At 70.1% G+C, this 14,201-nt stretch carries 18 protein-coding genes; 5 read left to right on the top strand and 13 right to left on the bottom strand.

From position 1 onward, the window contains the following. Positions 1–7: 7 nt before the first annotated feature. The 5 genes from AB4Z14_RS01190 to AB4Z14_RS01170 all read right to left on the bottom strand — a co-directional run bounded on the left by AB4Z14_RS01190 (position 8) and on the right by AB4Z14_RS01170 (position 4,013). Positions 8–577: a hypothetical protein gene (locus AB4Z14_RS01190; RefSeq protein ID WP_442273559.1), complete on the bottom strand. Its 570-nt coding sequence runs from the start codon at positions 575–577 to the stop codon at positions 8–10. 19 nt (positions 578–596) lie between these two features. Next, positions 597–962 (bottom strand): VOC family protein, encoded by a 366-nt coding sequence (locus tag AB4Z14_RS01185; RefSeq protein ID WP_442273558.1) that lies wholly within the window; start codon positions 960–962, stop codon positions 597–599. A gap of 84 nt (positions 963–1,046) precedes the next feature. Beyond that, positions 1,047–1,847, bottom strand: coding sequence for an SURF1 family cytochrome oxidase biogenesis protein (locus AB4Z14_RS01180; protein WP_442273557.1), 801 nt, complete (start codon positions 1,845–1,847; stop codon positions 1,047–1,049). A gap of 157 nt (positions 1,848–2,004) precedes the next feature. Further along, positions 2,005–3,342 carry an MFS transporter gene (locus AB4Z14_RS01175; protein ID WP_442273556.1) on the bottom strand — a complete coding sequence of 446 codons (1,338 nt, stop codon included), beginning with the start codon at positions 3,340–3,342 and terminating at the stop codon, positions 2,005–2,007. Then, positions 3,339–4,013: a winged helix-turn-helix domain-containing protein gene (locus tag AB4Z14_RS01170; protein ID WP_442273555.1), complete on the bottom strand. Its 675-nt coding sequence runs from the start codon at positions 4,011–4,013 to the stop codon at positions 3,339–3,341. Before AB4Z14_RS01170 ends, AB4Z14_RS01175 begins: the two co-directional genes overlap by 4 nt. 225 nt (positions 4,014–4,238) lie before the next feature. Here AB4Z14_RS01170 and AB4Z14_RS01165 point away from each other — a divergent pair, with 225 nt between their 5' ends. The 4 genes from AB4Z14_RS01165 to AB4Z14_RS01150 all read left to right on the top strand — a co-directional run bounded on the left by AB4Z14_RS01165 (position 4,239) and on the right by AB4Z14_RS01150 (position 7,601). Then, positions 4,239–4,793 carry a hypothetical protein gene (locus AB4Z14_RS01165; RefSeq protein ID WP_442273554.1) on the top strand — a complete coding sequence of 185 codons (555 nt, stop codon included), beginning with the start codon at positions 4,239–4,241 and terminating at the stop codon, positions 4,791–4,793. Positions 4,794–4,994: 201 nt separating this feature from the next. Continuing rightward, complete coding sequence (locus AB4Z14_RS01160) at positions 4,995–5,351, top strand: nuclear transport factor 2 family protein (RefSeq protein WP_442273553.1); 357 nt, start codon at positions 4,995–4,997, stop codon at positions 5,349–5,351. A 221-nt stretch (positions 5,352–5,572) separates the two neighbouring features. Continuing rightward, a complete protein-coding gene (gene moaA, locus AB4Z14_RS01155; protein WP_056827012.1) occupies positions 5,573–6,595 on the top strand; it encodes a GTP 3',8-cyclase MoaA in 1,023 nt (340 codons plus the stop codon). Positions 6,596–6,686: 91 nt separating this feature from the next. Continuing rightward, positions 6,687–7,601 carry a class I SAM-dependent methyltransferase gene (locus tag AB4Z14_RS01150; RefSeq protein ID WP_442273552.1) on the top strand — a complete coding sequence of 305 codons (915 nt, stop codon included), beginning with the start codon at positions 6,687–6,689 and terminating at the stop codon, positions 7,599–7,601. Between the two features lie 3 nt (positions 7,602–7,604). Here AB4Z14_RS01150 and AB4Z14_RS01145 read toward each other — a convergent pair whose 3' ends face one another. The 8 genes from AB4Z14_RS01145 to AB4Z14_RS01110 all read right to left on the bottom strand — a co-directional run bounded on the left by AB4Z14_RS01145 (position 7,605) and on the right by AB4Z14_RS01110 (position 13,329). Beyond that, positions 7,605–8,036 carry a VOC family protein gene (locus AB4Z14_RS01145; protein WP_442273551.1) on the bottom strand — a complete coding sequence of 144 codons (432 nt, stop codon included), beginning with the start codon at positions 8,034–8,036 and terminating at the stop codon, positions 7,605–7,607. After that, positions 8,036–8,251, bottom strand: a complete 216-nt coding sequence (locus AB4Z14_RS01140) for a hypothetical protein (protein ID WP_442273550.1) — start codon at positions 8,249–8,251, stop codon at positions 8,036–8,038. The genes AB4Z14_RS01145 and AB4Z14_RS01140 overlap by 1 nt, the downstream gene beginning before the upstream one ends. Then, the gene (locus tag AB4Z14_RS01135; protein ID WP_442273549.1) at positions 8,248–9,438 is read right to left on the bottom strand and encodes a hypothetical protein; all 1,191 of its coding nucleotides are present in this window, start codon (positions 9,436–9,438) and stop codon (positions 8,248–8,250) included. Before AB4Z14_RS01135 ends, AB4Z14_RS01140 begins: the two co-directional genes overlap by 4 nt. Further along, a complete protein-coding gene (locus AB4Z14_RS01130; protein ID WP_442273548.1) occupies positions 9,435–10,649 on the bottom strand; it encodes an MBOAT family O-acyltransferase in 1,215 nt (404 codons plus the stop codon). The genes AB4Z14_RS01135 and AB4Z14_RS01130 overlap by 4 nt, the downstream gene beginning before the upstream one ends. Beyond that, positions 10,642–12,300 carry an HAD-IIIC family phosphatase gene (locus tag AB4Z14_RS01125; RefSeq protein WP_442273547.1) on the bottom strand — a complete coding sequence of 553 codons (1,659 nt, stop codon included), beginning with the start codon at positions 12,298–12,300 and terminating at the stop codon, positions 10,642–10,644. Before AB4Z14_RS01125 ends, AB4Z14_RS01130 begins: the two co-directional genes overlap by 8 nt. A gap of 25 nt (positions 12,301–12,325) precedes the next feature. After that, entirely contained in the window at positions 12,326–12,562 is a 237-nt protein-coding gene (locus AB4Z14_RS01120; protein WP_442273546.1) for an acyl carrier protein, read from the bottom strand. Positions 12,563–12,793: 231 nt separating this feature from the next. Continuing rightward, complete coding sequence (locus AB4Z14_RS01115; protein WP_442273545.1) at positions 12,794–13,042, bottom strand: hypothetical protein; 249 nt, start codon at positions 13,040–13,042, stop codon at positions 12,794–12,796. Beyond that, the gene (locus AB4Z14_RS01110) at positions 13,039–13,329 is read right to left on the bottom strand and encodes a DUF3099 domain-containing protein (RefSeq protein WP_056757006.1); all 291 of its coding nucleotides are present in this window, start codon (positions 13,327–13,329) and stop codon (positions 13,039–13,041) included. Before AB4Z14_RS01110 ends, AB4Z14_RS01115 begins: the two co-directional genes overlap by 4 nt. Before the next feature lie 119 nt (positions 13,330–13,448). Between AB4Z14_RS01110 and AB4Z14_RS01105 the strand changes: the two genes are divergently transcribed. Further along, positions 13,449–14,168, top strand: a complete 720-nt coding sequence (locus tag AB4Z14_RS01105; RefSeq protein WP_020144159.1) for a beta-ketoacyl-ACP reductase — start codon at positions 13,449–13,451, stop codon at positions 14,166–14,168. Positions 14,169–14,201 lie beyond the last annotated feature (33 nt).

The raw sequence follows: 14,201 nt of genomic DNA, 5'->3' as shown, positions 1-14,201 counted from the left end.
CGTCGGCTCAGGCGCGGTCGCGCGCCAGCCGCTCCTCGAGTCCGACGGCGAGACCGGCCACGGTGACGAGGTCCACGAGGCCGCCGAGGCTTCGGGCCAGCCGCCGGTGACGCACCGGGCCGAGTCGGAGCCGCAGGTGGACCCGCGTCCGGTCGCCGTCGGTCCGCTGCAGCCGGAGGCACCACGTCAGGTCGGTGCGGCCTCGGGTGGAGGCGAAGAGCAGGTGTGAGGCCGGTTCGAGCTCGACGACCGTGAAGGTCGCGTCGGCACCGCCCCAGTCGGGGATGACGTCGCCGACCGCGAGCGTCTGGAGGGCTGGGTCGAGGTGACGGAGAGCCCGGCGCGACCGCGGGACGGCTCGCTCGACGGTCCGCGGGAGGTACCAGCCGGCGCGCCGCTTGCCGAGCTGGAGAAGCCACGGCCAGACCCGCTCGGGCGGGCCCGACACGGTGAAGGCCCGGTCCATGACGACGTCGGCAGGCCCGAGGAGGTCGCCGGGCAGCTGGGCCCGCCGCTCGGCGACGGTCGGGCGGGCGAGCAGCCGGAGGTGGTCGGGCGCGGAGTCGCCCGTGGTCATCGTCGTGCCGCGGGGCCGCTCATCGCGAGAGCTGCTGGAGCGCCCACGTGTTGCCGTCCGGGTCGCTGAGGTGTGCGTACTTGACGCCCCCCATGTCCTGGACCTCTGAGACGTCGACCCCGTTGCCGGTCAGCATCTCCCGCGCCTCGTCGATGTCATCCACGACGAGGTGCAGGTTCTGCACGCGCGGCGCGTCAGGCGCGCTCATCCCGACGCCGATGACGATCGAGCAGCTCGACCCCGGCGGCGTCAGCTGCACGACGCGCATGCCGTTGCCCGGCTCGACGTCGTGGTCGAGGACGAAGCCCATGCCCTCGGCGTAGAACGCCAGGCTCGCCTCGACGTCGGTGGTCGGGAGGGGGACGAGTTCCAGGCGCATGTCCATGCGTGGCTCCTCTGCAGGTGTGACGGCGTGCTCGGACGTCGACCTTCTCATCCGGGAGGGGTCCGCGCGGGGGAGGGCTCGTCCTCAGGCGTCTTCCTCGTCCCAGATGCGCACCTTCCTCGGCTTGACCGGAGCCGCGTCGGGTCCGGCCGACTCGGCGCGCCGGGTCGCAGCCTCCCGCCGGATGGCGAAGAAGATGAAGACGACCCCGCCGGGCATGAAGAGCCACCACTGGTAGGCATACGCCTGGTGGGGACCCAGGTCCTCCTCGGGGCGAGGCAGCAGACGCAGCGGGTGCTCGCCCGCGGCTGGGGTCGGCACCTGCGCGCCGAGGACGACGTACGCGTCCACCGGGCTCAGCGACGGCACCTGCGTCCGCGCGTCGGCGATGTTGATGCTCGCCATCTGGGGCCGAGGCAGGTCGCGGCCGAGGCTCACTTCGCCGGTGCGCAGCCACCCGGTGATCTGCACCGGGCCGGAGGGCGGCGGGTCGACGGGGGGACTGGTCTCGGCGTCATCCGCGTTGGGCACCCAGCCCCGGTCGACGAGGAGCGTCAGGTCGCCCGTGTGCATCGGCGTCAGCACCTCGAAACCCACTGTTGCGTCGAGCGTCCGGTTGCGGACGAGCAGGTCGGGGCCGGTGGCATACGTGCCCGTCAGCATGACCCGGGTCCACTGCTGCTCCGCCGGGATCGGCGTGTCGACCATGGGAGGAGCGAAGGGGACCGGTGCGGCGCCATAGTTGCGGGCGATGGCATCGACCTTGGTCCGCTGCTCGACATGGCGGTGCCACTGCCACAGGCCGAGGTAGAAGCAGGCGACCCCGAAGAGGACCGCGACGAGGGTCCAGAGCAGCCAGCGCCGCGTCAGCCAGAGTCGAAGCACGGATCGACGGTACCCGGCCCAGGGGCGGACCCGAGTACCGGCCCGTCGCTGCCCTGCGGTGACGTCACGTGGCCGCCTCCCCGGTCCGCAGAGTGTCGCCAGGAGGGCCAACGGGCACGTCGACGGTGTCACGCGTCCGGTCGCCGGAGTCTGGCGCTCAGCGCGAGGGTTCTGGATGCCGGCCGATCGCCCGGCTGATCTCGTCGACGACCTCCTGGTCCGGCAGCGGCGCGGTGACGGTGGGCGGGTTCGCCAGGACCGTGCCCGCAACGACGTCCGGGTCCGTGGGCGCCTCGGAACCCGCAGTCGTGGTCAGCCGGCCCCGCAACGTGAGGGCGAGGTACCCGGCGGCGACGAACGTGCCAAGGGTCATCAGCGCGAAGATGGTGCGGTAGTCCAGCAGCGTCACGAGCACGGCACCCGTCGCGATCGAGAGGGCCTGTGGGGTGGTGGTCAGCACCTCCACCGACGTGCTCACCCGCCCCATCAGCCGGCCCGGGGTGCGCTTCTGGAGCAAGGTGTTGAACGCGACGATGACCAGCGGGAGACCGGCACCGAGGACCGCGACGGTCACCAGGAGCTCCCAGGTCTGGTGCGCCGCCACGACCCCGGCGAGGCCCAGGGAGGTGACCAGCAGACCGACGATCACGGTGGCCGGCTCGCCGAACCGTCGGACGATCCTGCTGGCCACGAGTCCGGCGGCGACCGCGCCGGCCCCTTGCACGGTGAGCAGCGGGCCCACGAAGGTGACCGGCTTGTCGAAGGCCTCCACGACGGCGTACACCGCGGACTCGGCGAACCCGATCACCAGCAGCGCCAGGGCCAGCGCGAGCGTCGTGTGCAGGAGCACCGGGGTCCGGCGGATGAAGGTCGCCCCCTCGACGACCTCCGCGCGCCAGTGCTGCGGCTGTCCTGCCGGCTCGGGCCGGTCGCCCGCCCGGAGCCCGGCGATGGCCACGGCCGCGCACAGGAAGGTGGCCGCGTCGACCATCGCCACCGCCCCGCCCCCGACGAACGCGAAGGTGGCGGCTCCCAGCAGCGGACCGACCAGACGCAGCGCCTCGCGGGTCACGCTCAGCGAGGCGTTCGCCTCCACCAGCACGTCCTCGGCGAGCATCTCCTTGAGCAGGCCGTTGAGTGCGGCGGGCACCACGACGAAGGAGGTGCCGTAGCAGAAGGCGACGGCGTACACGATCCACACGTCGCCGGCGTCGTGCACCAGGAGCAGCGGCAGCATCATCGCGGCCGACGCGACGTTGGCGACCACCAGGAACGTGCGCCGGGCGACCCGGTCCACGATGTACCCGAACAGCGGTGCCAGCAAGGCGGGGGCCGTCATCCACAGGAAGGTCAGCCCGGCTGCTCCGTTCGAGCCGGTGAGGGTCTTCACCCACATGCTCAGCACGATCAGCATCAGCGAGTCGCCGAACATGCTGGCGGTCAGACCGGCGAAGAGCCGGCCGAACCCAGGTGTGCGGAAGGTGGTCCGGATCATCGCGTGGTCTCCTCACTCGAGTGGGTGTGTGCGGTGGTGCGGGACGGTTCGGGCGGCGTGGCGCCGTCGGCCGGGACCGGCCGGAGACGGTGCGGGCCGCTCGGCACCAGCCAGCCGACCAGGGACACCAACCGGGCGTCGTCGGGTCGGTGCTCGGGATGGCCGGACCGCTCGAGGTGCCGCTGCAGCAGGTCGCTGAGCTCCCGCTTGAGCCCCTGCGCCTCCTCGGCCGTCAGCCAGAGCTGGGACTGCACCAGCCCGGTGGCCTCGCGCCAGGGCGCCGGCTCGCTGTCTCGGGCCGCGCGGGCCGCCCGGAAGCGCTGCAGCTCCCGCTCGAGGACCATGTCGGTGAGGGCGTCCGCGGCCATCCGGTCCGTGGGGTCGGGGTCCGTCACGCCCTCCACGTCGTCGCCCCACTCGAGCCCGTCGCTGACCGCCTGCCAGGGCCGGTTGCGGCCGGTGCCGCCGCGGGCCTCGCGGACGAAGCCGTGCTCGGCGAGCTTGCGCAGGTGCCAGGAGCAGTTGGACGGCGACTCCGAGAGCAGCGCCGCCGCCTGGCTGGCAGTGAGCGGCCCCTCGGTGACCAGGGCGCCCAGCAGAGCCATCCGAAGGGGGTGGGCGAGCGCTTTCAGGGCGTCGGCATCGGTGACGCGGCGGCGGGTCGGTGGCATGTGATGAAACTACTCTTTCGAAAGGCGTCTTTCAATACTTTCCTTTCGATGAGTTCTCGGCGTGTTCACGTCTGAGCGCCCGCTCCTAGTCAGAGAGGTCGGCGGATGACCTCGACCCGGCCGAGACCGAGCTCGGACGCGCAGCTCACCGATGCCGCGCCGTGGATCGAGGCCCGTCGTCAGAGGCGCGCGGGTAGGCTGGCACGACGAGCTGAAGGAGCGGTCATGAACCTTCAAGGCAGGCTGCGGCGCTTGATTCCGCACCAGTCCGACGACAGCGGATCAGAGGCCGAGGTGGCCCTGGACATGGCCAGGTACAAGTACTTGCTCCGAGTCTCGACGCCGCAGGTGTTCGAGCTCGTCCACGCCGAGGTGTTCGCTCAACTCCCCGCCGCCACGCGTGAAGCGGTGTACCGGCGCCTGTGTCGTGACGTGCCCGAAGAGCACAGGCCGACGAGCCCTGACCCGGAAGAGCTGGCGCGCGCCGCCGCCCGCGCGCAGGACGACGACCCGGTGTACCCGCTGCGAGTTCTCCGACGGCCGGGCGGAGCACCTGGACGCGCGCCCGAGCCCGCGGGCAAGCATCGTGCGGACACCACCACGTATGGTGCTTCCGTGCTCGAAGCCGCGGCGCGAACGGCCGCTGCGTCCCCGGCCGCTGCGGAGGCGCTGCTCGGTTTTGACACGTCGCTGGAGGCTGCGCAGATCAACCCGACACACTCCGTCCCTCGGCTGACAGGCGGGGACCACAGCGCGCCACGTGCGGACTGGCAGCCGTAGCACCAGCCGGTGCTGTTCAGCGGACGACCGACGTGACACGAGCACATCGCCGCCTCTCGTCCGTCGCGATCGCACGCGCGACGATCGGTACGTGGTCAGGCACCCCCAGATGGCTTCGGGCGCAGCGGACTGTGGCGGAGCAGCAGTAGCCGGAGCACACTGAGTGGGCCCTTCCATCATTTCCCGAAGCAGGGAGCCCGGATGTCGACCGACGACACGAGCCAGACGATGTCCGCCTACTTCACAGCCCTCGGTACGGGCCGCTTCCAGCAGTTCTTCACCGACGACGTCACGTGGACCACGATTCAGAGCGGCGCGGTAGTCCGCGGTGCTGAGTGCGTGGAAGAGGCCATCAACGGGTTGCACGCTCACATGCCGGATCTGAGCACACGTCGACTGGTGTCCGCCCAGGGCGTCGCCTACCTCGAAGGAACGTGCGCCGGCACCGACGGCGGGGAACGCATTCCCTTCTGCGTCGCCTACGACCTGTCGGCGGATCGGATCGACGCGATGCGCGCCTATGGAAACATCGCCTCGCTCATGCCCCCGTCGCCGTAGCAGAGCTCCACCAGGACTCAGGGACGCTGGGCCATGACGGCAGCGGCGCCGTTGGTCTCGGGCTGACGCACCGTGCAGTCCGCGACGAGTCCGCAGGAGGTCCGGCCCCGTCGTCCTGACCAACAAGCCAGACGTCACATCACCGCAGTTCAGAGGCGTGGGGCAACATCGGCATCACCAGCAGACCGGGTCGCAGCGCTACCCGGCCTAGAGTGGAGCACATGACCCGCCTTCCCGACCCGAGCGTCCGACCGGCAGGGCTGGCCGACCAGTTCGGGCGCCGGGCCCGCGACCTGCGCGTGTCGGTCACCGACCGCTGCAACCTGCGCTGCACCTACTGCATGCCCGCCGAGGGCCTGCCGTGGATGCCCAAGACCGAGATGCTGACGGACGAGGAGATGCTGCGGGTCATCGGCGTCTTCGTGCGCGACGGCATCACGCAGGTCCGCCTCACCGGTGGCGAGCCGCTCCTGCGCCGATCGCTCGTCGAGCTCGTCGCCGGCATCGCGGCCCTCGAGCCGCGTCCCAAGATCGCGATGACGACGAACGGCGTCGGCCTCGAGCGCGTCGCCATCGGGCTCAAGGAGGCCGGCCTCGACCGGGTCAACGTCAGCCTCGACACCATCGACTCGGAGACCTTCACGCAGCTGACCCGTCGCGACCGCCTCGCCGACGTCGAGGCGGGCCTCAAGGCCGCGTCGGACGCCGGCCTGACGCCGGTCAAGGTCAACGCGGTCGCGATGCGCGGCATCAACGACGAGTCGGTCGCCGACGTGCTCGCGTGGTGCCTCGAGCGCGGCTACGAGCTGCGCTTCATCGAGCAGATGCCGCTCGACGCCCAGCACGCCTGGGACCGCACGCAGATGATCTCCGCCGACGAGATCCGCGAGCGCCTGTCGCAGCGCTGGGAGCTGACGCCCCTGCCGGCCGCCGACCGGGGGAGTGCCCCCGCCGAGCGGTTCCTCGTCGACGGCGGCCCCGAGACCGTCGGGATCATCGCCAGCGTCAGTGCGCCGTTCTGCGCGGCCTGCGACCGGACGCGGCTCACCGCCGACGGACAGGTGCGCAACTGCCTCTTCTCCACCACCGAGACCGACCTGCGTGGGCCCCTGCGTGAGGGCGCGACCGACGACGAGCTGCTCGGCCTGATCCGGGGGGAGATGTGGCGCAAGCGCCGCGGCCACGGGATCGGCGACCCGGACTTCGTCCAGCCCGACCGACCCATGTCCGCCATCGGCGGCTGACGGGACCTGCTCCGGTCCCCGTACGGGCGTGGCACGTGGAGCGGTCGCGTCGGCCCCGATTTCGAGCCGGACGACGCTAGCGTGACCGTCCATGAGTGACTCACAACAGTTGGTCAGCAAACTCGTCGACAGCGTCATCGACCAGTTCCCCGTCCACCGGGGCTTCCTCGAGCAGGCGGTCGAGGGAGCCACCGAGGACGAGCGCGACCGCCTCGGCAGCTACCTTCGCTTCTGCCTGTCCAAGGGTTTGTCGCTCGAGTACCTCGCCGAGAGCTACCTGACGATCCTCGGGGACACCCTCGACGAGCAGGAGTACTTCCGCCGGCACGGGCACTACCGACACTCGACGTTCGCCGACGTGGCCGAGTCGGTCTACCACGACCGTGACTACATGGACCGCTACATGTACGGCCTGGCCATCACCACGTTCCTCTGGCCCAACCACGTCGAGATGTCGCGCTTCCTGCGGCGGTCGCTGCCCCGCGACCGTGGCGGCCGCTACCTGGAGGTGGGTCCGGGCCACGGGTTCCTGCTCATGGCCGCCATCGAGACCGGGTCCTTCGACGACTTCCTGGGTGTCGACCTGTCGCCCGCGAGCGTCGAGCAGACCCGGACGATCGTCGAACACTTCCACCCCGACGCCCCGGTGCGCGTCGAGCTGCGCGACTTCCTCACCGCCGACGACCTCGCGCCGTCGTCCTTCGACGCAGTCGTCATGGGTGAGGTGCTCGAGCACGTCGAGCAGCCCGAGGTGTTCCTCCGGCGGATCGCGGACCTTGCGAAACCGGGAGCGTTCGTCTTCGTCACGACGTGCGTCAACGCGCCGGCGGTCGACCACATCTACCTGTGGCGCACGACGGACGAGCTCGAGTCGATGATCTCCGACTGCGGGCTCTCGATCGTCGAGCCGCTGCGGCTGCCCTACGAGGGCAAGACCCTCGATCAGTCCCGCGACGAGCAGCTGCCGATCAACGTGGCGTACGTCCTGGCCAAGGCGGGCGCCTGACCGTCACCGCTTGGCGCCCATGAGCTCGACGACGAGACCGGTCCGGCGCTGGACGAAGGCGATGGTGGCATCGAACGTCACGGCATACGTCGGCGGGACGAGCAGCAGCGCGTCGCTGTCGAGCTCGCGGGCGAGTGAGGCGTCGAGGTCCTCGACCCAGAAGCACAGGTGGTCGAGACCCCCACCGCGCTGGAGCCGTGAGGTGACCGGCGAGTCCGCGCCCTCGAGCGGGGACACGAGCTCGATGTCGACCCCCTCGGGAAGCCGGATCAGTGCGCAGATGACGCCGAGGGTCGGGTCGTCCGTCGGGCCGACGACGAGCCGGCCCCCGGCCTCCTCGAAGCGTCTGATCGCACCCTTCATCGCGGCGACGACATAGCCGACGTGGTGCAGTCGCGGCGTCGGGTCGAGGCCCTGTGAGACGTCGCGCTCCATCAGTAGCCGCCGTAGACGAAGCGGATCGCGTTGCTCGAGGCCCACGCCACGACGACGAGCACGGCGGCGATGCCGAGTCCGATCGCCAGCTCGACGGCCAGTCGGCTCGCGAGCCGAGTAGCGCGGCCGCTACCCCCGGTGGGTACGGCGGTCTCGGAGCCACCGTCGTCCACCAGGTCAGTGTCCGGCGCCTCGGGGGTCGGGGTGTCGCTCATGGTGCCTCACAGTCTGCCTGCCGGCCCGTGGAGCGCAGCAGCGCGCACAGGTCGGTGCTGAGGACGGCAGCCTCGTTGCGGCCGTCATAGACGTGGACGATGTCGCGGTACTTCGTCGGCGGCACCCGGTCCTGGAGTCCCTGCGGGTCGAAGCGCACGCGGCTCGTGGTCTGCCCGGCCGTCGCCGCGGCGAGCTGGGCACGGAGCTGATCGACGTAGCCACGGGCGTCGGGCTGTGCGTAGACCGTCGGGTTGATGCCGTGGACGTAGAAGTACGTCGGGACGCCGGCCGTGCGCACCATCTCGAACATCTGCTGGAGGGCGGCGGTGTTCAGTGACGACCGTGACACCACTTCGCGCTCGATGGTGTTGAGCTGGATGCTCGCGAGATCCTTCGTCGGTCGGCTGGAGGCGAAGCGCGAGGCCCAGAAGTCCACGGGCCGGCGTTCCGCGAGTGCGGCGAGCCCGGTGGCGCGTGACTTCGGTGTCTGGACGACGTCGAGGAACGAGAGCGTGGAGGTCTGCTCCGTCAGGTCGAGGCCCCACTCGAAGCGGTCGCCGACCAATGGCGGGCTGGCGGCGGACAGCACGCGCCACCCGACGTCACCGGGGCTGAGGAAGGACGCTGCGAGAACCCATCGCGACGGGGGCCAGAGGCTGCCCCGGGCGAGTGCGCCGTCGAGGTAGTCCCACTGCTGCGGTGCGAGATCGTTGAGCACCCAGACGGGGTTGAGGCTGATGACCACGAGGTCGGGCTTGCTCGCGAGAGCCGACGACAGCGCGCTGACCTCATCGACGAGCCTGATCGCGTCGAGGTAGTAGAGGTCGGTCGAGACGACCTTGCCGTCGACGCGCCCCATGCGTTCGCTGACCAGTCCCGGAATGAAGGCGCGGGTCTTGGGCCCGACCGCCTGGGTCTCCGAACCGCCGATCCAGGCCACCTTGAAGTTCTTGCCCTTCGGCGTCGGATCGAAGCCGCGGGGGTCACCGAACGCCAGGGACACGTTGCGCACCTGCCGGGTCGCGAGAGCCTGGTCGTCCCGCTGTCCGGGGCGGGGCTCGACGACGATGCCGGCGACGACGAGGGCGGCGACGGCGAACGCCGCGATGCGCACGATCGACCAGCGGGTCACGTCGAAGCCGACCCGGTCGTGCAGGAACGCGAGCAGACGGTCGGCGAGGATCACAGCAACCTCCCGTAGAAGTCGCCCAGAGACCCGAGCTCGACCATGAGCAGGGGCAGGCTGAGCAGGTAGAAGACGAAGAGCAGGACGTTGGCACCCGCCCGGCGTGCCAGGCCGCGATGGTCGGGTACTGGGTGGCGGGCCACCCACCAACGATGACCGATGAGCCCCGCGGAGTGGTAGAGGCCGAAGATGACGAGGGGGATGGTGAGGTCGTGCCACAGGGCGATGACCATCATCGTCGCGACGATGGCGACGTACTGGGTCCGCGCGCGCATTCCCCCGAGCGGCACGAAGACGTTGCGTTGGGCGAACCTCGTCACGCTCATGTGCCAGGCATTCCAGAACGCCTGGGGGTTCGTCTTGAGGTAGGGGTTGTTGAAGTTGGGGGCGAGCCGGAAGCCGAAGATGCGGGCCGACCCGATGGCCATGTCGGAGAAGCCGGAGAAGTTGAAGTAGAAGTAGAAGGCGAACATCACGAGCTCGAGCCAGTAGTCGAGTGGCGAGCCGCTGCGCGTGGAGAGGGAGAAGACGTCCTGGCTACCGCGCAGGAGGTAGGCGAGGACGAAGACCTTGAGCGCGCCGATGCCGATGGTGAGGATCCCGCTCAGGGTGTCGTTCGGGTCCCACCGGGCCCGCTCGTCGAGGCGCCGGTCGATCTCGGTGTACTCGATGACGGGACCGATGATGAGCACGGTGGGGAAGAAGCCGTACGCGAGCTGGTGGAGCGGCCGCAGTGGCGGCACGATCTCGAGGCGCACCTTGACGATCTGGTCGATGGCCCGGAACGTGGCGAAGCTGAGCCCGATGGGCAGGATGAGGTCGCGGACCCGATCGACGGCTCCGACCCATGGGCTGAGCCCGTCGACGAGCCCGTTCATACCGACGTTGAACTCGACCACCGCCCATTCGGGGCGCAACTTCCACACGACGAGCGGGGCCAGGGTCAGCAGGACGAGCGTGGTCGTGAGGACCCAGCTCGACGGGCGGTCGCGCCATCGGGTCGCGGCGAGCTGCAGGACGTAGACGCCGAGCCAGAAGAGGACGTAGAAGGCGAGCAGCCGCGGCGCGATGAGGTAGAGGAGGTAGGCGCCCGCCAGGCCGAGCAGGAGACGGCGTGCCCATGCCCACGGCAGCAGGAAGTAGAGCGGGACCGCCACCACCATGAGGACCAGCAGGTCCGAGAAGTAGGCGAAGGGATCCCCGTCAAGCATCTCGCAACACCACAACGTGCTCGGGCGCCACTGACAACGGCAGCGATACGTCGTAGAGGCCCTCGCCCGTAGCCGTGAAGCCGCGGTCGGGGTAGAAGGCGGCGACCTGGCCGTTCTTTGGGGTCGGACGGTAGGACCCGCGCAGCTTCGACGCCCCCGCCGTCACCGCGTCGTCGCCGATGCACTGGAGGATGGCGTCCTCCACGCCCCGACGCAGGACGCGACAACTCATGAGCAGCGTCTCGATCTCCCAGACGTCGATGCCGCAATCAACCACGGCGACGGCGACGAGGCCGTAGCCGCCGAAACGGTCGGTCACTTCGGCGGCATACACCCGGTGGGCCTGCGAGGTCACGAGCGCGGCTACCGCGGCTTCGTCGCGGCGCACGGTCGTGAGGTTGAACTGGTTCGTCTTGTTGATGAGCTGGGTGACGCGACCGACGTGCGCGGGCCCCGGCTCGAAGACGTGGACGCTGATCCCGAGAGAGGCGAGGAAGTCGGCGTGCGACGGCGCGCCCGCGGCCGCGGCACGCCGATCGCTCTCGCCCTTCATCATCTGGGTGCGAACGCGGTCCTCGCCGGAGACGCGTGCGAAGCGGAAAGCGGTGAGTCGTCGGGTGATCTCGGCCACCTCCTCCGGCTCGTCGCTGACCTTGACGAGGTCGACATGCGGCAAGCGCTGGCGTACCTCGTCGAGCTCGACGTCGTTGTCGTCGATGAAGACGAAACTGTCGACGCCGAGGCCTAGCTCGTCGGCGATGGCGCTGAGGTTGTCGGCCTTGCTGTTCCAGTCAACCCGCTGTGCCGCGAGGTGCTCCGAGCTGAGAACCATGTCGCCGCCACGGCGGGCGAAGATCTCCTCGATGTCCGCGGCGTTGTTCTTGCTGACCAGGGCGATGAGCGCGCCGTGGGCGGCCTGGTAGACCAGGCCTTGCTGGAACGCGCGGTAGCCGCTGCCCGGGAAGCTGTCGCCGATGACGACGCCGTCGGGTCCGTCCTCGCCGACGATGCCCAGCCACAGCGTGTTGTCGGCGTCGACGGCCAGCACCTTCGGGGTCGGGCGACCGAGCGAGCCCAGGGCCTCGCCGAGGAGAGTGCCGAGCGCCTGCGCGAACGGGCGCGTGAGCGGCTGGTGGTACATCAGGTCGTTGCGGGAGTCGTAGGCGCGCTCGGTCCCGTGCAGCTGAAGCAGGGCGGCGAGGTCGACGAGGGTGACAGGCGCCTGGCCGATGCCCTCCACGAACGCCTGGACGAGCTGGCCGTGCAGGACGGCGAGCCGCACGCTGCTCCGGGCGTCCAGCGGGTCCAGCCACACGAACGTCGGCGTCGGCGGTGTGCACGCCACGACCGGTATGCCGTGTGTGGCGGCCGCCTGCCCGACGAGCAGTCCCAGCTGGCGGACGTCCTCACGCAGCCCCACGGGGTCGGACTCGCGCACGACCCAGTCGACGAGCGCCGGTCCGAAGACGTCCTCGATGCGCCAGCACACGACGAGCTGGTCGGGCGGCTGCTCGAAGCTGGACTCGACGTCGAGGAGCGACTGGTGCACCTGGTTGAAGTCGGCCAGGCACACCTCGGACCCTGCTGGTGCGGCGGCGAGCAGCGGCGCGACCAGCAGGTGCGGGGTGAAGCTCGCGATGATGCCGATCATGGTGGGCTCGCCCGTCGCCGGTGACTCAGATGTCCTCGACGCCCTTGCTGCGCAAGACGTTCCGCGCGAGGCCGATGGAGCGCATCTTCATGATCTCGGAGGTCTTGAGCCGGACGTCAAAGGCGTCCTCGAGAAGGACGACCATCTCCATCGCGGCGAGAGAGTCCCACGTGGGCGTGTTGGACGGACTCGTCTCGTCGCTGAGCTGAGACACGGGGAGGTTCAGCCCCTTGGAGAAGACGTCCAGCAGTCGATCCGACATGTGCGAGCTCCTCGGTCGGGCAGCGTTTCGGCGCAACTTACCATCGGGGGATCACGGAGGCCGGATAGACGGTTCGTGTGTTGCCCTGCCTCGACGCGCGCCCGCGTGGTGGACGGCGACGCCCGCGACGGAGGCTTGGAACGCCTCGGAGACCGGGACCGGCGGGACGCTTGGTCCTGCAGGGCAGCCTGGACCCCCCCGCACTGACCCGCTCCAGGGAGGACGCGGCACTCAGCCGTCGGCGTCGGTGAGGGCCTCGACGGGGACGACCTCGATGAGGAAGCCCCGCAGCGCCACGAAGTCAGCGAGCGACTTCTCGTGGTCGTCGCAGGCCAGCCACACCTTGCGTCGGTTCGCGGCGTGCAGCTTCGGGTTGTTCCAGATGACCGCGTGAACGCCCGTCGCACGGCAGCCCTTGGCGCTGCAGACGTGCTCGACGTCAGCGTCGCCCGTGGGCGACAGGGAGAGCGGACCGCTCACTGCTCGAGGCGCTGCGTGTCGTCGCGGGGCACGACCGACTGGATGCTGCCCGGCTGGCGCGGGCTCACGGCATTCGCGAGCACGACGGCGACGTAGGGGATGAAGACCGCGGCCAGGATGGCGGTCCAGCGCAGCCAGCCCGAGGTGACGAAGACCAGGCCGAAGCACACGATGCGGATGCCCATCATCGTGAGGTAGCGGCGGACGCGCTGGTCCTGGTCGTCCGTCGTGGAGGTCGACGCCGAGGTGACGGAGTAGACGACCGGTTCGTTCTTGGCTCTTGGCACCCTTCAACCATAAGCCCGTCCCACGCCCGCGGCACCGTGCTGTCTACCGTTCGGTAGTCCGTTAGGTTTCGGGGCAAGGCAGCGACCCGGCAGAGGCCGGACGGACGGAGGAACGCACAGTGTCAACGACCGAGGCGCGCAACGTGCTCGTGACCGGAGGCAACCGCGGCATCGGCCTGGCGATCGCCAGGGCTTTCGCCGACGCGGGCGACAACGTCGTCATCACCCACCGCTCCGGTGAGCCGCCCGAGGGCCTGCAGGGCGTCATCTGCGAGGTCACCGACTCGGCCTCCGTCGACGCGGCCTTCACGGCCGCCGAGGAGATCTTCGGTGGCCCCGTCGAGGTCCTCGTCGCGAACGCCGGCATCACCCGCGACACCCTGCTCATGCGGATGAGCGACGACGAGTTCGACTCCGTCATCGACACGAACCTCGCGGGCGCCTTCCGGTGCGCGCGTCGCGCGGCCACCGGCATGATCCGCAAGCGCCGAGGCCGCATCGTCCTCATCAGCAGCGTCGTCGGCCTCTACGGGTCGCCCGGCCAGACGAACTACGCCGCGTCCAAGGCCGGCCTCGTCGGGCTCGCCCGCTCGATCTCGCGCGAGCTCGGTGGCCGCGGCATCACCGCCAACGTCGTCGCGCCCGGCTTCATCGACACCGAGATGACGGCCGTCCTGCCCGACGAGCAGAAGAAGGCCTACCTCGCCAACATCCCGGCCGGTCGCTTCGCCACCCCGGAGGAGGTCGCGTCGGTCGTGCGCTTCGTCGCGAGCGACGACGCCGGCTACATCACCGGCGCGGTGATCCCCGTCGACGGCGGCCTCGGCATGGGGCACTGAGCCCACCCCACGGCATACGTTGGTATGCCGTCA

It is taken from the genome of Terrabacter sp. 2TAF16 (assembly GCF_052115065.1).
In the GTDB taxonomy this organism is placed as follows: Bacteria; Actinomycetota; Actinomycetes; order Actinomycetales; family Dermatophilaceae; genus Terrabacter.
This window is presented reverse-complemented; position numbering and strand designations above follow the sequence as displayed.